Origin of the sequence: Rhodoluna sp. (assembly GCF_024639375.1) — a bacterium.
GTDB lineage: Bacteria > Actinomycetota > Actinomycetes > Actinomycetales > Microbacteriaceae > Rhodoluna.
In genome coordinates this window covers 23,581-42,155 of record NZ_JAHEIM010000002.1, presented here as the reverse complement: position 1 = coordinate 42,155, position 18,575 = coordinate 23,581, and the positions used below count along the sequence as shown (strand labels likewise).

General features: G+C 52.9%; 16 protein-coding genes and 1 tRNA gene. All 17 read left to right on the top strand.

Annotation, left to right across the window (positions count from 1 at the left end; all coding sequences use genetic code 11):
• The first annotated feature begins 22 nt into the window (after positions 1 to 22).
• The 17 genes from rsmI (at position 23) to hisS (ending at position 18,571) form a co-directional block, all read left to right on the top strand.
• Positions 23 to 862 carry a 16S rRNA (cytidine(1402)-2'-O)-methyltransferase gene (rsmI, locus tag Q0L28_RS01015; protein WP_296630340.1) on the top strand — a complete coding sequence of 280 codons (840 nt, stop codon included), beginning with the start codon at positions 23 to 25 and terminating at the stop codon, positions 860 to 862.
• 1 nt (position 863) lies between these two features.
• Positions 864 to 2,471: a methionine--tRNA ligase gene (metG, locus tag Q0L28_RS01010; protein ID WP_296630337.1), complete on the top strand. Its 1,608-nt coding sequence runs from the start codon at positions 864 to 866 to the stop codon at positions 2,469 to 2,471.
• Positions 2,472 to 2,473: 2 nt separating this feature from the next.
• A complete protein-coding gene (locus Q0L28_RS01005; protein ID WP_296630334.1) occupies positions 2,474 to 3,382 on the top strand; it encodes a TatD family hydrolase in 909 nt (302 codons plus the stop codon).
• Positions 3,382 to 4,215 carry a 16S rRNA (adenine(1518)-N(6)/adenine(1519)-N(6))-dimethyltransferase RsmA gene (gene rsmA / locus Q0L28_RS01000; protein ID WP_296630331.1) on the top strand — a complete coding sequence of 278 codons (834 nt, stop codon included), beginning with the start codon at positions 3,382 to 3,384 and terminating at the stop codon, positions 4,213 to 4,215. Before Q0L28_RS01005 ends, rsmA begins: the two co-directional genes overlap by 1 nt.
• Entirely contained in the window at positions 4,215 to 4,520 is a 306-nt protein-coding gene (locus tag Q0L28_RS00995; protein WP_296630329.1) for a hypothetical protein, read from the top strand. Before rsmA ends, Q0L28_RS00995 begins: the two co-directional genes overlap by 1 nt.
• Complete coding sequence (locus Q0L28_RS00990; RefSeq protein ID WP_296630324.1) at positions 4,520 to 5,443, top strand: 4-(cytidine 5'-diphospho)-2-C-methyl-D-erythritol kinase; 924 nt, start codon at positions 4,520 to 4,522, stop codon at positions 5,441 to 5,443. Before Q0L28_RS00995 ends, Q0L28_RS00990 begins: the two co-directional genes overlap by 1 nt.
• On the top strand, positions 5,443 to 7,239 hold the full coding sequence (locus Q0L28_RS00985; RefSeq protein WP_296630321.1) for an ABC-F family ATP-binding cassette domain-containing protein: 1,797 nt from the start codon (positions 5,443 to 5,445) through the stop codon (positions 7,237 to 7,239). Before Q0L28_RS00990 ends, Q0L28_RS00985 begins: the two co-directional genes overlap by 1 nt.
• A gap of 53 nt (positions 7,240 to 7,292) precedes the next feature.
• Positions 7,293 to 7,363, top strand: a tRNA-Gln gene (locus Q0L28_RS00980).
• Positions 7,364 to 7,388: 25 nt separating this feature from the next.
• A complete protein-coding gene (gene glmU / locus Q0L28_RS00975; protein ID WP_296630317.1) occupies positions 7,389 to 8,813 on the top strand; it encodes a bifunctional UDP-N-acetylglucosamine diphosphorylase/glucosamine-1-phosphate N-acetyltransferase GlmU in 1,425 nt (474 codons plus the stop codon).
• A 25-nt stretch (positions 8,814 to 8,838) separates the two neighbouring features.
• Complete coding sequence (locus tag Q0L28_RS00970; protein WP_296630314.1) at positions 8,839 to 9,813, top strand: ribose-phosphate diphosphokinase; 975 nt, start codon at positions 8,839 to 8,841, stop codon at positions 9,811 to 9,813.
• Positions 9,776 to 11,008: an APC family permease gene (locus Q0L28_RS00965; RefSeq protein WP_296630311.1), complete on the top strand. Its 1,233-nt coding sequence runs from the start codon at positions 9,776 to 9,778 to the stop codon at positions 11,006 to 11,008. The genes Q0L28_RS00970 and Q0L28_RS00965 overlap by 38 nt, the downstream gene beginning before the upstream one ends.
• 154 nt (positions 11,009 to 11,162) lie before the next feature.
• Positions 11,163 to 11,759, top strand: coding sequence for a 50S ribosomal protein L25/general stress protein Ctc (locus Q0L28_RS00960; protein WP_296630308.1), 597 nt, complete (start codon positions 11,163 to 11,165; stop codon positions 11,757 to 11,759).
• Between the two features lies 1 nt (position 11,760).
• Positions 11,761 to 12,345 (top strand): aminoacyl-tRNA hydrolase, encoded by a 585-nt coding sequence (gene pth, locus Q0L28_RS00955; protein ID WP_296630596.1) that lies wholly within the window; start codon positions 11,761 to 11,763, stop codon positions 12,343 to 12,345.
• Between the two features lie 174 nt (positions 12,346 to 12,519).
• Positions 12,520 to 15,915, top strand: a complete 3,396-nt coding sequence (gene mfd, locus Q0L28_RS00950) for a transcription-repair coupling factor (RefSeq protein WP_296630589.1) — start codon at positions 12,520 to 12,522, stop codon at positions 15,913 to 15,915.
• Complete coding sequence (locus Q0L28_RS00945; RefSeq protein WP_296630305.1) at positions 15,912 to 16,613, top strand: MazG family protein; 702 nt, start codon at positions 15,912 to 15,914, stop codon at positions 16,611 to 16,613. The genes mfd and Q0L28_RS00945 overlap by 4 nt, the downstream gene beginning before the upstream one ends.
• A 92-nt stretch (positions 16,614 to 16,705) precedes the next feature.
• Positions 16,706 to 17,299 (top strand): hypothetical protein, encoded by a 594-nt coding sequence (locus Q0L28_RS00940; RefSeq protein WP_296630303.1) that lies wholly within the window; start codon positions 16,706 to 16,708, stop codon positions 17,297 to 17,299.
• Between the two features lie 42 nt (positions 17,300 to 17,341).
• Positions 17,342 to 18,571, top strand: coding sequence for a histidine--tRNA ligase (gene hisS, locus Q0L28_RS00935; protein WP_296630300.1), 1,230 nt, complete (start codon positions 17,342 to 17,344; stop codon positions 18,569 to 18,571).
• The last annotated feature ends 4 nt before the right edge of the window (positions 18,572 to 18,575 follow it).

Below are 18,575 nucleotides of genomic sequence, written 5' to 3'. Positions count from 1 at the left end.
CCCTAATGCTAGACAATAGAGCGTGCTTATTCTTGCGGCTACTCCCATCGGCAATCTGTCGGATGCCTCGCCGCGCCTGATTGAAAATTTGCAGCTGGCCAAGTTCATTGCCGCAGAAGACACCCGAAGCGTGTTGAAGTTGGCTAATTCATTGGGAATCAAGCTAAATGCCAAGATTTTTAGCCTGCACGAGCACAACGAGGGTGATCGTCTAGATCAAATTCTTGATATTGCTAAGGATGCTGACGTGCTGGTGGTTAGCGATGCTGGCATGCCAACCGTGAGTGACCCAGGCTTCTTATTGGTGCGCGCAGCGGTAGTGGCCGGCATTGATGTCACAGTTGTGCCGGGGCCATCCGCGGTTTTGAGTGCTTTGGCTGTTTCGGGCTTGCCCACCGACCGCTTCACCTTTGAGGGCTTTTTGCCACGAAAGCAGGGCGATCGCCGCAAAATGTTTCAGTCGCTGGCGCGTGAACCACGAACCATGGTGTTTTTTGAATCGCCACACCGCATTCTCGAGTCGCTGATAGATGCGGCTCAGGAGCTTGGAGCAGAGCGTCGCGCTTCGGTATCGCGCGAATTGACCAAGAAGTTTGAGCACACCGAGCGTGGCACATTGGCTCAATTGGTTGAATGGGCAAAAACTGAGCCAAAGGGCGAGATGGTTTTGGTGGTGGCTGGCGCAGAGGTAGTAGCTACATCGGTGGCCGATTTGGTTGACCAGGCACTGGGGCTGATTGCCGAGGGCACCAGCCTGAAGGATGCCGTAGCCGAGATTGCCGGGGCAAATGGCGCCAGCAAGAGCGAGCTTTATCAATTGGTGCTCGATGCTCGCAAGGCAGGCAAGCAGGCAATTGGTTAAGATGGAACCCATGTCTGCAAACAAGGGTCAATCGTTCTATGTAACGACACCCATTTTTTATGTCAACGATGCTCCTCACATCGGGCACGCCTATACCGAGGTAGCGGCAGACGTTTTGGCACGCTGGCACCGTCAACGTGGTGAGCGGTCTTTCTTGCTAACGGGCACCGATGAGCACGGTGAAAAGATTCTTCGCACCGCAGCAGCCAACAAGGTTTCACCACGGCAGTGGGCCGACAAGCTGGTTGAAGAGGCCTGGTTGCCACTTCTTGAAACCATTGACATTCAAAACCAAGATTTCATTCGCACCACTGAGCCGCGTCACGAAAAGAACGTGCAGAAGTTCTTGCAGCACCTTTATGACACCGGTTTTATTTACCGCGGTTCATACGAGGGCAACTACTGCGTTGGGTGTGAAGAATACAAAACCGATGCCGACCTGATTGATGGCGAAGGTGCGTTTGCCGGCCAGCCTGTTTGCGCCATTCACTCAAAGCCCGTTGAAAAACTGCAAGAGACCAACTACTTCTTTAAGCTCAGCGAATATGCCGACAAGCTTTTGGCTTTCTATGAAGCAAACCCAAAGTTCATTCAGCCAGATTCGGCACGCAACGAAGTTATGTCATTCGTTCGCCGTGGACTAGAAGATCTCTCAATTTCGAGGTCTAAAGAAAAGTTTGACTGGGGCATCGACATTCCTTGGGATGACAGCCACATCACCTATGTGTGGTTCGATGCTTTGTTGAACTACATCACCGCAATCGGTTATGGCGAAGACGAAGAGAAGTTTGCTTCGCTTTGGCCGGCATCGGTTCAGGTTGTTGGCAAAGACATCCTGCGCTTTCACGCAGTCATTTGGCCAGCGATGTTGATGGCTGCCGGCATCGAGCCACCTAAGCAGGTCTTTGGTCACGGCTGGTTGTTGGTTGGTGGCGAAAAAATGTCGAAGTCAAAGCTCACCGGTATTGCGCCAAGCCAAATCACCGACACCTTTGGTTCAGATGCATTCCGCTATTACTTCATGAAGGCGATTGCCTTTGGCCAAGATGGTTCATTCTCGTGGGAAGACCTATCGGCACGTTATCAAGCAGAGTTGGCCAACGGCCTAGGCAACCTGGCATCTCGCTCTATCGCAATGATTCACCGCTACTTTGATGGCGTGCTGCCAGCGGCGAGTGAATTCACCGATGAAGACAAAAAGGTTCAGCAGATTGCTACGGATGCCGTTGCCGCTGCCGATCAAGCAATTAGCGATGTCGCCATCCAAGACGCGCTCACTGCAATTTGGACATTGGTTGACGAACTCAACAACTACATCACCGTGCAAGAGCCGTGGGTGTTGGCTAAGGATGAATCGAAGCGCGACCGTTTGGCAACAGTGCTAAACACCACCGCTGAAGGCCTGCGAGTTCTTGCGGTTTTGATGAACTCGATTACACCAAAGGCTGCTGCCAAGTTGTGGTCTGCATTAGGCGCTGGTTTAGGTTCACTTGATGCTCAACCAATTGGTGACGCTGGTCGCTGGGGTCAGTTGCCGGCAGGTGCTGCACTTGCAGAGCTTGAGCCACTGTTTCCTCGCATTGAAACCGACGCAACCGAAGCGAAGTAAGCGTGTCTGAAGAGCAGTTCACTCGCAACAGCAAAGCGGGTAAACCAGCAGAAGCTAAAGAACGCAAAGCGCCAAGTTTCGCACCCAACCCAGAGCCACTCGAGGTGGCCGTTTATGATAATCACTGCCACCTTGAGTTTGTGTTTGACGAAGACCTTGGTGTTATGCCTTGGAAAGAAAACCTTGACCGCGCCGAATCGGTTGGCGTGAAAGGCATCGTTCAGGTTGGCGTAACACTCGAGAGTTCAAAGTGGTGTGCCGAGGTGGCAACCCAAGACTCGAGAATTCTGGCTGCGGTTGCATTGCACCCTAACGAGGCGCCACTTTATGAAACCCGCGCCGAGCTCGATGATGCCATTGCAGAAATCGCAGCTCTAGCCACTCAACCAAGGGTTCGAGCAATTGGTGAAACTGGTTTGGATTTCTTTCGCACCGAAGGTGATAAATCGATTGCGTTGCAGCAACATAGTTTTGAAGAGCACATTCGAATTGCCAAAGAGAACAACATAGCCCTGATGATTCACGATCGTGAAGCACATGACGAAGTGGTTAAAACATTGCACCGAGTGGGCGCACCAGAGAAAGTCGTTTTTCACTGCTATTCAGGTGACACCGACCTTGCCGAGATTTGCAACGAAAAGGGTTGGTACATGTCGTTTGCTGGAAACATCACAATCAAACGCAACCAGCACCTGCGCGATTCATTGGCCGTTGCTGACCCGCAGCTGATTTTGATTGAAACCGATGCTCCGTTCTTAGCGCCAGAGCCATACCGTGGTAGACCAAATGCGCCATACCTGGTGCCAATTACGGCGCGTGCGATGGCGGCTACTCGTGGTGCAGACTTGAATCAGCTTTGCGAGCAATTGGCTCGAAACACCGAGGCCGTTTTTGAAAGCTGGGCGATCTAATGGTTGACCTGCTGGGCGCTGCAGATGTGCGCGAGTTGGCTGCGCGTTTAGATGTGACCCCAACAAAGAAACTAGGTCAAAATTTTGTGACCGACCCAAACACCATCCGCAGAATTGTTGCTGCTGCAAAGCTCACCGGTAGCGTAACCGTGGTTGAAATTGGCCCGGGCCTTGGTTCGTTGACATTGGGTTTGCTCGAAGTAGCCCGCAAAGTTATTGCCGTTGAAATTGACCCAAAGATGGCGGCCGAGCTTGAAGCCACAATTGCAAAGCGAGCACCGGGCACCGATTTCACTTTGGTTCGCAATGATGCAATGAAGGTAACCGATTTGCCAGCGGCCCCGGATGCGTTGGTGGCCAACCTGCCCTACAACATCTCGGTGCCAGTGCTTTTGCACTTTCTGGAGCAATTCAGTTCGATTCAAACTGGTTTGATTTTGGTGCAGGCCGAAGTTGCTCACCGACTAGCAGCGGGGCCTGGCTCAAAGGTCTATGGGGTGCCGAGCGTGAAACTTGCTTGGTATGCCGAATCTGCTCTGGCTGGCAACGTTGGCCGAAGCATCTTTTGGCCAGTGCCCAATGTTGATTCGGCGTTGGTTTATTTCGCAAAGCGTCAGGTGCCACTGGGCGATGAAGAATTGCGACTCAAAGTGTTTGAAGTTGCCGACGCCGCTTTTGGTCAAAGACGCAAAACTCTTCGCCAAGCACTTAGCGTTTGGGCTGGCAGCGCAGCCGACGCAGAACGAATTTTGATTTCCGCTGGGGTTAGCCCGCAGGCACGTGGCGAGCAACTAGACGTGCATCAATTTGTAGCGATTGCAAAGGCCCGCTAATGGCAGTTGCTTTCAAGATTGAAGAAACCTTTCAGGTTGAACTAGCCCGCATGTACACGGTGCTGAGCGATGTTGCATCCTGGTCGGTGTTTGATAAGCCGCGTTTGGTTTCGGCCAAGAACGGCAAGATCACTCTGGCGTTTGTTGATGGCACTCGAGCATTTATTGATTTCATGATTGTTGATGCTGGCGTTGCCATTCGCGTTGTGCACGAATTGCTCAAAGATGAAAGCGCAATCAGCGCCTACCAAAAATATTGGAACGAAGTCTTTGTTGGCATCCGACGCCGATTGGAAATTGCCTGATGACTACTTATTCGGCGCCGGGCAAAATCAATATTTTCTTTGAAGTCGGTTCTCTGCTGCCCGATGGCTATCACGACGTGGCTAGCGTTTATCAGGCCGTTGATTTGCGCGAACAAGTGAGCGTGCAGGTGGCCGATCACTGGTCAGTAGCCGTCGAGGGCAACATTAGCGATTCCCACCTAAGCGATGTTCCAACCGATGAAAACAACCTGGTTGTCAAAGCCGCCAAAGTGGTCGCGAACTTAGCTGAGTTGCCAAATGTACATCCGGTGCACTTCAAAATTTCTAAGTCGGTGCCTGTTGCTGGCGGCATGGGTGGTGGCTCGGCTGACGCTGCAGCCGCGGTGATGGCTGTGAACGATTACTGGTGCACCGGAATCAGCGATGATGACCTTTTGCAAGGTGCCGCAGCCTTGGGTGCAGATGTGCCTTTTGCCATGATGGGCGGCACAGCATTCGGCTGGGGTCGTGGTGATCAACTCAAGGCAATCGACAACGTGCAAAAGCTCAACTGGGTTTTGGTCACCTGTGATCACGGCTTGAGCACGCCGGCGGTTTATAAACGCTTGGATGAATTGCGCGCAGCGCGTGGCGAAGATGCAACCGCAATGCCAGCCTTGGGCGAACCGAAAGAACTTTTTGCGGCGCTGGTGACCGGCGATGTGCTCCAAATTGCAAAGCTGATTCACAACGATTTGCAAGAAGCCGCTATCGATCTCATACCTTCGCTGCAAAACACTCTTGATGCTGGCCTCGCTGCGGGCGCACTCGCAGGTATGGTCTCTGGTTCGGGACCGACAATCGCATTTTTGGCAAGCTCGGTTGAGCAGGCGCACAGCATTGCAGCATCCCTAGCAAGTTCAGGCTTCAACGCATTGGCCACCTGGGGCCCAAGCGCTGGCGCAAAAGCAGAAAGCAACTAGTGGCACATTTATTAGGCGCCGAACAGGTCAGCCTCGAGTTTCCAACTAAAAAAGTCTTTGACTCAATCACGGTTGGTGTCAATGAGGGTGACCGCATTGGCATCGTTGGTCGCAATGGCGATGGCAAATCTACTCTGCTCAAATTGTTGTCGAAGCGCATGCAGCCAGACGACGGCAGAATCACACACCGCGGCAATATCACATTCGGTCTCTTAGATCAATCAGATGTGATTGACCCAGGGTTGACCATCGCGCAATCGGTAGTTGGTGAGACCCCTGAGTATGAGTGGGCTGGCAACGCGAAGGTTCGCGATGTAATTGGCGGACTGCTAAACGATCTTGATTGGCAGAAGCAAGTTGGTGAACTGAGCGGTGGTCAGCGCCGTCGCGTAGCGCTTGCCAAATTGCTGGTGCAAGACCTCGACATTGTGATGCTTGACGAGCCAACCAACCACCTAGACATCGAAGGTGTTGCCTGGCTGGCGCAGCATCTGAAGACTCGTTGGTCGAACAACGCAGGGGGACTGATTGTTGTAACTCACGACCGTTGGTTCTTGGATGAAGTTTGCAACCTCACCTGGGAAGTGCACGACGGTGTGATTGAGCCATTCGAGGGTGGCTACGCCGCGTACATCTTGCAACGAAATGAAAGAGACCGCAGCGCTGCCGCTTCTGAGTCCCGCCGTCAGAACCTGATGCGCAAGGAGCTTGCTTGGCTACGTCGTGGTGCGCCGGCGCGAACTACAAAACCAAAATTCCGCATGGATGCTGCAGCAGAGCTGATTGCTAACGAACCCGAGCCGCGTGACCGCGTGGCGCTTTCTAAATTGGCAACTCAGCGTCTTGGCAAAGATGTGCTCGACATTGAAGACATGAGTTATTCAATTGGTGATCGTGAATTGCTCCACGACATCACCTGGCGCCTTGGCCCTGGAGATCGAGTTGGTTTGGTTGGTGTTAACGGTGCCGGTAAAACCACATTGCTCAAATTGATTCAGGGAACTTTGCAACAGAACTCGGGAGTAATCAAACGAGGCAAGACAGTGAACATTGCCACCTTGAGCCAAGAAGTGCGCGAGCTGGATGAATTTGCCAACGAGCGAATCTTTAGTTTGATCGCTCGCGAAAAAGCGTTCTTTGTTGTCGACAAAAAAGAAGTGGGCATCGGGCAATTAGTTGAGCAGCTTGGGTTCACCCAAGCCCAGCTGCAAACTCCAATTGGCGAACTATCCGGTGGGCAAAAGCGCAGACTGCAATTTTTACGATTGTTGTTTGGCGAACCAAATGTGTTGATTTTGGATGAGCCAACCAACGACCTTGACACCGACATTCTGGCTGCGATGGAGGACCTGCTTGACGGCTGGCCTGGCACGCTGATAGTGGTTAGCCACGACCGTTATCTGCTTGAGCGAGTTACCGACAATCAATACGCGCTGCTTGGCGACGGCAGATTGCGCCACCTGACCGGTGGCGTTGATCAGTATCTAGAACTTCGCAAGCACAGTTTGAGCGCCGGGGCAAAGCCCGCAGCTGCCGCAGCGCCTGCCAAAAACGAAACCCCACGCCTAACTGGCGCCGCCCTGCGCGATGCCGAAAAGAACCTGGCACGCCTAAATCGAGCCTTAGAAAAGCTGGCTACGGATGAAGCCAAGCTGCATGAGCAGATGGCCGCCCACGATTCCAGCGATTATGCGGGTCTTGCCGAAATGGCAGCCAAGCAGGCTGAATACAACGGCAAGCGCGAGACTCTAGAGCTCGAATGGCTCGAAACTTCTGAGCTACTTCAAGGAAAATAGCCAATAGCAGCTCGCTTATCTGGCAGACTGTTCGGGTGGCCGCGAGGTCACGGTCCCCGATGGTGTAATGGCAACACTCCGCTCTTTGGAGGCGGCTTTCCAGGTTCGAGTCCTGGTCGGGGAGCACACTGCCAATTGACAGGAGCGCGATGGGCGAGAAGCACCTAGCGGTAGTTGTACTTGCCGCCGGCGAAGGCACTCGCATGCGTTCGAAAACTCCAAAGGTCATGCACGAACTAGCCGGCCTGCCACTGCTGGGCCACGTTTTGGCTACTGCAACTTCGTTGGGCGCATCTCACGTAATTCCAGTTATTCGTCACAAACGCGAATTGCTCACCGAATACATCAATGCCTATTTCCCAACCAGCAACATTGCCCACCAGGATGAAATCCCTGGCACCGGTCGCGCTGTTGAATGTGGCTTGGCGCAGTTGCCTGCCGATTTCGATGGGGCTGTAGTTGTCACGAGTGGCGATGTTCCTTTGTTGGATGTGCCAACTATTGAGGCGCTTCTGGATGCACACCTTGCTGGCGATTTTGCCGCCACCATTTTGACCTCATTTGCCGATGACCCAAGTGGCTATGGCCGCATCGTGCGCAAGGCAGACGGCAGCTTCGTGCAAATTGTTGAACACCGCGATGCAACCGATGAGCAGTTGGAAATTGCCGAAATCAATGCCGGCATTTATGTTTTTGACGCAGCCAAGTTGCGTGCCGCTCTGCAAAAAGTTGGAAGTCACAACGCCCAGGGTGAGAAGTACCTAACCGATGTGGCTTCGTTGTTGCTTGCCGACGGCGACTCAGTGCAGGCGTTGGCGATTGCCGACAACTGGTTGGTGGCTGGCATCAACGACCGAGTTCAACTGAGCGAAGTAGCAGCCGAGTTAAACCAGAGAATTTGTGAAGCCTGGCAAATGGCGGGTGTCACTATTCAAGACCCAGCGTCAACTTGGATTGACATCACCGTGCAGTTGGGTGAAGACGTGACCCTATTGCCAGGAACCCACCTGAAAGGATTCAGTTCGATTGGTGAGGGTGCCACCGTGGGCCCAGAAGTTGTGTTGATTGATTCACAGGTTGGCGAGCGCGCCACGGTAGTCAAGTCTCACGTCACCGCCTCAAAGATTGGCGCGGGGGCATCCGTAGGGCCGTTTTCCTACCTGCGACCTGGCACCGACCTAGGCGCCGATGGCAAGATTGGCACTTTTGTTGAAACCAAGAACGCCAAGATTGGCGCTGGCTCGAAGGTGCCTCACCTGAGCTACGTTGGCGATGCCGAAATTGGCGAGGGTTCAAACATTGGTGCCGGCACAATTTTTGCTAATTACGACGGCGTAGCCAAGCACTCGAGCAAAATTGGTTCGCATGTGCGCACTGGCTCGCACAACGTCTTCGTTGCACCTATTACGATTGGTGATGGAGCCTATACCGCAGCAGGCACCGTGGTTCGCAGAAGTGTGGCACCGGGTGAGTTGGCGATGAACGTGGCACCACAGCGTAATTTGGCTGACTGGGTAATTTCAAAACGCCCAGGAACCCAAGCTGCTGAAGCGGCCCAAAAAGCCAAAAACTAAAGATTCTTCAAGAGCGGGAGACCACATGGAAATCACAGCGAATAATTCAAAACGCCTAGTGATTGTTAGTGGACGTGCCCACCAAGCTCTAGCCGATGAAGTCGCTGAGATTCTGGGCACCAAGGTTGTGCCAACCACCGCTTATGACTTTGCCAATGGTGAGACCTTCGTTCGCTACGAAGAGTCGGTTCGTGGCGTAGACGCTTTCGTAATTCAGTCGCACGCTCAGGGCATTAACAACTGGGTGATGGAGCAGTTGCTGATGGTTGACGCTCTAAAGCGCGCAAGCGCAAAGCGCATCACAGTTGTTGCCCCATTCTTTCCTTATGCTCGCCAAGACAAGAAGCACAAAGGCCGTGAGCCAATTTCTGCTCGACTAATGACCGACCTGTTCAAGGTTGCCGGAGCGAACCGCTTGATGTCAGTTGACTTGCACACTCCACAAATTCAAGGTTTCTTTGATGGCCCGGTTGACCACCTTTGGGCATTGCCTATGTTGGCCGATCACTGCGCCGAGCGTTGGGGCAACGAAGATCTAACCGTTGTTTCACCAGACTCAGGTCGAGTTCGTGTTGCAGACATCTGGGCCGAGCGCCTAGGTGCACCTCTAGCCATCATTCACAAGCGTCGTGACCCAGATGTGCCAAACCAAGTTTCGTCACACGAACTTGTTGGTGATGTTTCGGGTCGCACCTGTTTGCTAGTCGACGACATGATTGACACCGCAGGCACCATCGTTGCCGCTGCTAAAACTTTGAAAGAGAAGGGTGCCAAGAAAGTTATCGTGGCCACCACTCACGCTGTTTTCTCACCACCGGCGGTTGAGCGTTTGTCTAGCGGCATCGTCGACCACGTCGTAGTCACCAACACTTTGCCAATTACTCCGGATAAGCAATTCGAGCAGCTAACCGTGCTTTCGATTGCACCACTAATTGCGGCGGCAATCAGCGCGGTATTCGGCGATGACTCAGTCAACAAACTCTTCCCAGGTCACGCCTAAACAGCAATTAGGTCTAGTCGGTGCAGTTGCAATCGGCTTGGCCTCAATGTTGGGCGCAGGAGTCTTTGTAGTTTTTCGCGATGTTGCTGCGGCGGCTGGCTCACTTCAAAACATTGCGCTCGCAATAGCAGCGTTGGTTGCCATTCTTAATGCCACCTCGATTTATCAGTTGGCTCGCGTGCAATCGCGAGCGGGCGGCGTTTATGCATACTCGCGTGTTTATGTTTCTAAGCCGGCTTCTTTTGTGGCGGGCTTTTCTTTTGTGTTTGGCAAGATCGGTTCGATTGCTGCAATCGCATTGGTGTTTGAAGAGTATGTTTTGCCAGGATGGCACGGGCTTGTTGCAGTTGCGGCAATCCTGGTTCTCACCGGAATTAATTTGCTCGGCATAAATCGAACTGCAGCGGTTGCCGCAGTGTTGGCAGTGGTTACAACGGCATTCTTGTTGCTTGCGATTTTTAGTGCTGCTGGCTCGTCAAACAGCGTTGCAATTGATGCCATGGCATTAGCCCCGGGTAATGCGCTTCAGGGTGCAGCGCTGATGTTTTTTGCATTTGCCGGTTATGCCCGTGTGGCAACTCTTGGTGACGAGGTTCAAAATCCAAACCGAAACATTCCGCGCGCGATTGCGATTTCACTCGGAGCTGTCTTGGTGCTCTATGTGTCAACCTCGTTGGCATTCAATTCAATTCTTGGGCCATCGTTGGTTTCAGCCGAGGCTCCGTTTGTGGCGGTCATGGCAATTGCCGCAGGCTGGTTGCCGAGCTGGGTAGTGGTTGCGGTTGCTTCGCTGGCGGCGCTCGGTTCAATGCTGGCGTTGCTGGCTGGGGTCTCTCGAACCGCTGCGGTCATGGCCGAAGATGGTGAGCTGCCAAAGATTTTCAAAATACGCAATTCTCAGGGCGCACCTTGGCTTGCCGAAATAGTGATTGCGGTGGTGGCCATCATCCTGGTGCAAATTGGCACTTTGGCCTGGGTCATCGGTTTTTCAAGCTTCTCGGTTTTGCTTTATTACGCGATTGGCCACCTGAGTTCGATGCGTCAACCTAAAGTCGAGCGATTTATGCCGAGATGGCTAAATGTGGTGGGCGGCCTGCTCTGTTTGATGCTGATTTCTGCTGTTCCGGGCCCTGCCGTTTCGGTGAGCCTAGGGTTATTGGTCTTGGCGGTTGCTGCCAGGCACCTGGCTCGTTAGACTGGCCAAAGAACAACGGCGAGGGCTTCGCAAGAGGCCGTGATCGACGGGGTGTCAAGAGTTACCACTTGTCCTCGCGTAGACGCTTGAGTTGACAGAAACAAAAACCTAAATCGGCGGTCATTTTGCACGCCATTACTGAAATGGATTAACCATGAACACAGCAGCAAAGCTAGTCGGCGAAGTTCGCGCCTCATTCGGCAAGGGCGCATCACGCAAGTTCCGTGCCGCCGGCCGCACCCCAGCAGTTATTTACGGCCACGGCTCAGAGCCTCGCCACATTACCCTTCCTGCCCACGAGGTTGCTCTTGTGCTTCGCCACAAGAACGCGGTTATCGACCTAACCATCGACGGCAAAGAAGAGGCAGTTCTAGTGAAGTCAGCTTCAAAGGACCCAATCACTCAGATCATCGAGCACATCGACCTAGTTGAGCTTGTTAAGGGTGAGCGCGTACACGTTGAGGTTCCTGTTCACCTTGTTGGTGAGTCAATGTCTGGAACCATCGTGGACATCGAGCACAAGACCGTGAAGCTAGAAGTTGCTGCAACCAGCATTCCTGACTTCGTAGAGATTCACGTCACCAAGGACAACGGTGCAGGTCACCACATTCTTGCCGGCGACATCAAGTTGCCAGAGGGCGCAAAGCTTGACCTTGCAGACACCGAGCTAGTTGCTTCGGTTGTCATGACCCAGGCAGGCCACGCAGACGAGACCCCAGCAGCTGCAGCTGCAGAAGCTCCAAAGGCTTAATCTGTCAAACTCAGCATTCCTAATAGTCGGGCTCGGTAATCCTGGGCCCGACTATTCTGCTAACCGGCACAATGTTGGTCAGATGGCGCTTTCGGTTTTAGCCGATCGCCTTAGTGCAAGTTTCAAAAGTCACAAATCTAATGCTGCAGTTGCCGAATCGCGCATTGGCATGGGCGGACCAAAGGTCATTTTGGCAAAGCCAGGCAGCTACATGAACACCACCGGCGGCCCAGTTTCTTCGCTGATGAAGTTTTACGACATCGACCTGGCGCACACAATCGTGCTGCATGACGAATTAGATATCGATGCCGAAACCATTCGCATTAAGCAGGGTGGCGGTCACGCCGGTCACAATGGGCTTCGCGACATCATCGCAGCCTGTGGTTCAAATGATTTCACTCGAGTGCGCATTGGCATTGGCCGCCCGCCGGGTCGAATGGACACCGCAGATTTTGTTCTAAAAGATTTCAACTCAACTGAGCGCAAAAATTTGCCGCTGACTCTCGAGTTAGCCGCTGACGCAGTAGAAGAGATTGTGCAGCGCGGTGTTCTTGAAGCGCAAAATCGTTTCAATCCAAAAGGCTAGGCATTTTCAAAGCCACTTAGCCGACTTACACTTGACCATGTGAGTGCAGAAAATCTCAAGGCCCTGTCGCGCCTTGGCGCACTCGTTTCCGAAGGATATGCCTTCGCGACCCTTCAATCAAAAATCAAAGCTGCTCGGCTAGATATAATTGCCCCACAGGGTGCACATGCCGCCGTGCTTTCGGTAATCAACGAATTTAGAGGCTCAGCCAACCTGGCGCCAATTTATTTAGTTGTCGTGGCCACCGGGCGCGAAGCTGAGGATACCGCTGCCGCTCTGCGCTCGCTAATTCCAGATGCCGAAATTCTAGAGTTTCCATCTTGGGAAACGCTGCCGCACGAAAGGTTAAGCCCGAGCCCCGAAACCGTGGGCAAGCGACTCAAAGTGCTGCACCGACTTAACGAATTGGCGGCAGCCAAAACCATCGACCACCCGGTTTTCGTCTTGGCTTCGGTGCGTGCCGTTCTTCAACCAGTGGTTGCCGGCCTGGCCAACCATCCGCCGATTCAATTAGTGCGCGGCAAGGAATACTCGCTGTTCGAACTGCCGCTGAAATTGATTGAGATTGCCTATTCCCGAGTTGACATGGTTACTCGTCGTGGAGAGTTTGCCGTTCGCGGTGGAATCTTGGATATTTTCCCGACCACCGCAGAGCACGCAGTGCGATTGGAATTCTTCGGTGACGAGCTTGATGACATTCGCGAATTTAGTGTTGGCGACCAGCGCTCATTAGAGGGAAACGTCAACGAGGTTGAAATTTATCCGGCGCGCGAAATCATCATCACACCTCTGGTTGCATCACGCGCACGCGAAATGGTTCACGAATTTCCAAACATCTCAACCATGCTTGAAAAAATCTCACAGGGCATTCCTGTGGATGGCATGGAGTCGTTGGCGCCCGTGTTGGTTGACAAACTTGTGCCGTTCACTGACTACCTGCCAGCTCAATCACTTGTAGTGCTGCTGTCGCCAGAAAAGGCAGCTGCCCGAGCGCAGAGTTTGGTAGAGACCAACGAAGAATTTTTACATGCTGCTTGGGATGCCGCTACCGAGGGTGCAAATGCTCCAATCGATTTGAGCTCTGGCGGCTTTGTTGAGCTTTCGCAATTCAAAGATGCTCTCGCGGGCAAAGCAATGTTTACCATTTCGCAATTTGGAGCCGATGACGACACCTTGGTGCACCTGGGTCTGTTTGAGATTCCAAATTTCAAAGGGCTCGATCAAACCTCAGTCGAGTGGCTTGACGATCAAGCCAAGCAAGGTCAGCAAATTATCTTGGTGGCCGAAGGTCATGGCACCGTTGAGCGCTTGAACGAACAAATGGTTTCTGCGGGAATAAAAGCCACCGTTGCCCAAGGAAATTTGCGCAAGGGCTTCACTGCTCCAGAAGCAAAACTGATTGTGATTACCGAGGGCGAGTTCTATGGCAAGTCCTCGGCATATGTGAGCCCTCAGGTGCGCAGGCTTGCTACCAAGCGCGGCCAGGCGGTCGACCCGCTGAGTTTGAAATCCGGCGACTATGTTGTGCACGAAATTCACGGCATCGGTCGGTTCGTTGAATTGGTTCAGCGCCAAACCGGCATTGGTCGCGCGCAGCACGAGCGTGAATATCTGTTGATTGAATACGCACCATCCAAGCGCGGTTATCCGGGGGATACCTTGTTTGTGCCTACCGATCAGCTCGACCTGCTTACTCGTTATGTAGGCGGCGAGGCGCCTGTGCTCAGCAAAATGGGCGGCGGCGATTGGGCCCGTGTCAAAGGCAACGCCCGCAAGGCTATTCGCAAGATTGCCATCGACTTGGTCAAGCTTTATTCAGCACGCATGAAATCAAAGGGATATGCGTTTGGGCCAGACACCCCTTGGCAGCATGAACTTGAAGAGGCCTTCGCCTTTGTTGAGACTCCTGATCAGCTCACTACCATTGAAGAAGTGAAGCGCGACATGGAGCGCGAGATTCCGATGGACCGTTTGCTCGCCGGTGACGTTGGTTATGGCAAGACCGAGGTTGCTGTTCGTGCAGCTTTCAAAGCCATTCAAGACGGCAAGCAAGTTGCCATGTTGGTGCCAACCACGTTGTTGGTTCGCCAGCACACCGACACCTTTGAGGCACGCTTTGCTGGTTTCCCTGTGACTGTGCGATCACTCTCGCGCTTTCAAACCGCAAAAGAAGTTCGCGAAACTATCGAAGGTCTCGAAAACGGGTCGGTCGACTTAGTGATCGGCACCCACCGTTTGCTTTCAAACAGTGTGAAATTTAGAAACCTCGGATTGATCATCATCGATGAGGAGCAGCGCTTCGGTGTTGAGCACAAAGAGAAGCTCAAGGAGATGAAAACTAACGTCGACATTCTGTCTATGTCGGCCACGCCAATTCCTCGCACGCTTGAGATGGCAATCACTGGAATTCGTGAGATGTCAACGCTCGCAACTCCACCTGAAGATCGCCACCCGATTCTTACCTACATTGGTGCTTACAGTGAGAAGCAGGTTGCTGCCGCAATTCGCCGCGAACTAATTCGTGAAGGTCAAGTTTTCTTTGTTCACAATCGAGTCAGCAGCATTCAGGCAATTGCAAATCAAATTGCCGAGTTGGTGCCCGAGGCACGAATTGCGGTGGCGCACGGTCAGATGTCTGAGGGCGCTCTAGAGCAAGTGGTTGTCGATTTCTGGGAGCGCAAGTTTGACGTTCTGGTGTCAACCACAATCATCGAAACTGGAATTGACATTCCAAATGCCAACACTTTGATTGTTGACAGCGCCGAAAACTTTGGGTTGAGCCAATTGCACCAGATTCGTGGACGCGTTGGTCGCAGCCGCGAACGTGCCTATGCCTATTTCTTTTACTCACCAGATCGACCACTAACCGAAACCGCGCACGATCGTCTTGCCACAATTGCAACCAATAATGAGCTTGGCGGCGGCATGCAGATCGCGCTCAAAGACCTAGAAATCCGTGGTGCTGGAAACTTGCTCGGTGGCGAACAGTCAGGCCACATTGCCGGTGTTGGTTTCGATTTGTATTTGCGAATGATTGGCGAGGCAGTTGCCGACTTCAAGGGTGAGAAACACGATTCACCAGCCGAGCTAAAACTTGAGCTTCCAGTTGATGCACACATCCCGGCAACCTATGTGGATAGTGAGCGACTGCGCCTAGAGGCGTATCACAAGCTCTCGGCAGCCAGTGGCGTGATGGGAACTCGCAAACAACTCGAATCGATTTTGGCTGAGCTGGAAGACCGATATGGCAAAGCCCCGCAGGCGGTGCTCAACCTGATTGATGTGACAGAGTTGCGTCAGCAGGCCAACAGACTTGGCCTCAAAGATTTCAATGTGCTTGGGTTGCAAGCCAAGCTTCAGCCGGTGGACCTATCCGAGGCTCAACAAGTTCAACTTACGAACTTATTTGACGGTGCAAAATACCTGCAGAGCTCGCAAACATTAACAATTCCCGCACCCCGCGATTCAAACTTTGAACCACTACGTGATAAGGCAATAATCGATTGGGCTTGGGCGTTCTTGGCTCGAGTATTTCCACCGGAAGCACAAAACGAAGAGGGCAGCAAATGACCAAACTTGATGAGCTAATTGCCGTTGCGCACAAATTGCGTCAGCCTGGCGGTTGCCCTTGGGATGCCGAGCAGACTCACGACTCACTAACCAAATACCTCATCGAAGAGGCCTACGAACTCGTAGACGCAATCGAGTCGGGCAATCGTGATGAAGTTCTTGAAGAACTTGGAGACGTGCTTTATCAGGTGATTTTTCACAGTGACCTAGCTGCCACCGGCTCACTCGGCGAGAAGTTCGACATCGAAGACGTTGCCGAGTTGTCAGCGAAGAAAATGATGGGGCGTCACCCACATGTGTTTGGCAATGAAGAAGAATTACAAAAGTTTGCTGCCACCACCGGTGACGAAGTGATGGCCAACTGGGACGATCACAAAAAGAAAGAGAAGCCTCACCGCGAAAGCATCCTCGACGGCATTCCTCAGGGCATGCCGGCACTTGCTCTTGCCGACAAGATTTTGGGCAAAGCCGAAAAAATCGGTTTGCTTGACGCCGACGCACCCGGCCCATTCAGCGTGACCAGCGAGGAGGAGCTTGGCGCAATTCTTTTGGCAATTGTTTCTTCGGGTCGCGCTGCCGGGCTCGACTCTGAGAGAGCACTTCGTTCAGCGCTCAAGGCACTGCAGGTAGAAATTCGCGAGGTAGAACTTGCGGATGCCTCGAATGCTGGCGTGATTGCTATTCCAACTGAGGAATAACTGGCAGGCTGCTCTAAGCCCTTTTGCAGGCTTTTCACAGATTAGAGGAGTGTTCTGTTTGTGGAGAGACAAACCAAACCAGGGGGCTTCAAATGTCTGAGCAAAACGATTCGTCACCTTACGTTTACGACGAGCCTAAAAAACTAAACCCGGCGGCAAAGTACTTCATCGGCGGAATCGCTACTGCCGCTGTTGCACTCGTTGGCGCACAGATTGTTTTACCGGCAATTGCTCAAACATTCAACGCCACAAGCGAGTTACCCGGCGAGGCCGAGGCTGCAGCCGAAACCTTTGCTAATAATTCAATTCAAAACCAAGCCTCTGCGCCTGCTAGTTCTCACCCTGACCCTGTTCAAGCGAGCGCCGGAGCCAGTTTTGGCATTGCGTCGGTAAGCCCGGGAAATACATCAACTTCAACCTCGGTCAGTGCTGATCCAATTGCAGTGCCTGGTCTTTCTGATCCAGCGAGTCCAGCGCCAATTGCTCCCAAGCCAACACTGGTAGCGCCCGATTTTGCCGGCAACACAAATTATGGCAACGTGTCGAGTGCAACCCCAGCAGTGGGCGGCAGTTCAGGTTCAACTGCTGGCGGTGCAACCAACCCTGGCGCTCGCGTTTCAGCGTCACGAGAAGACCACGATGGAGATCGTGACGATCACGACGAACGCGATTCTGACGACGACTAGTCGCTAACCAATTTTTGCCAGGATGTCTGGCAAACTTGTCGCATGGCTAAAGACGTGCACCCACCTCGCGGCATGCGCGACTTCCTTCCACTTGAGCACGCAAAGCGCACCCAGATTTTGGGGATCATTCGATCTACTTATGCAACGCACGGTTTTCAAGAAATTGAAACACCAGCGATGGAAGACATTCAACGCTTAACCTCAGGTCAGGGCGGCGACAACGAGAAACTTGCATTCCGCGTAATGAAGCGTGGCGAAGAACTCGAGAAATCACTTGGCGGCGACCCAGATGCTCTTGCAGATCTCGGTTTGCGTTATGACCTCACTGTTCCACTAACGCGCTATTACGCAACCAACCGCGCAAAGTTGCCAAAGGTTTTCAAAGCAATTCAAACCGGCCCGGTATGGCGAGCCGAGCGCCCACAAAAAGGTCGGTACCGCCAATTCATTCAATGCGACATTGACGTGATTGGTGATTCAAGCATCCTTGCCGAAATCGATTTGCTCACTTCATCGCTGCACGCACTCGAAAACATCGGTCTCGAGGCAGCCACTATCCGAGTGAATCACCGAGTCTTGCTTTCGAACCTGCTTGAACAACTTGGCGTGCCCGAGGATGGCCGCGGCTCGGCAATGATCACAATCGACAAGCTCGACAAGATTGCTGCCGAGGGCGTGGTTGCCGAACTGACAGAAAAGTTTGATGCTCAAGTTGGTGCCCGCGCCGCCGATTGGCTAAAGGCCATCAGCGGCAACTTGCCGGTGCCTGCCGAACTAAAAGAAATCTTCGAAGTCGTTGCCGCTCAATTTGGCGAAGGTCGTTTGCGTTTTGACCCAACCCTGGTTCGAGGTATGGGCTATTACACTGGAACCATTTTTGAAATCGAACACCCAGAGTCGGGCTCATCAATCGGTGGCGGCGGCCGCTACGACGGCATGATCGGTCGTTGGACAGGCGAAGACGTGCCGGCGGTTGGAATCTCAATTGGTTTTGAGCGTGCAGTTGAACTGGCTAATGATGACCGTTTTCACGCAACCGCCAATAACTTGGTGCTGGTGCTAGATAACGACAGCCCAGCCGTGATTGCCTCGGCGGTCAAGCTTCAGCCAGCGCTTTTCGAGCATGGCTACTCGGTTCGCCTTGAATTGCTCCCTAAAAAGCTCAATAATCTGCTGGATTCCTTGGCAGAACAGGGCTTTACTCACTTTGCAACGGTTGGTGAAGATTCAGTAAACATGGACTCGCTAGTCATCAAGCCAATTGGCAACTGAGTAA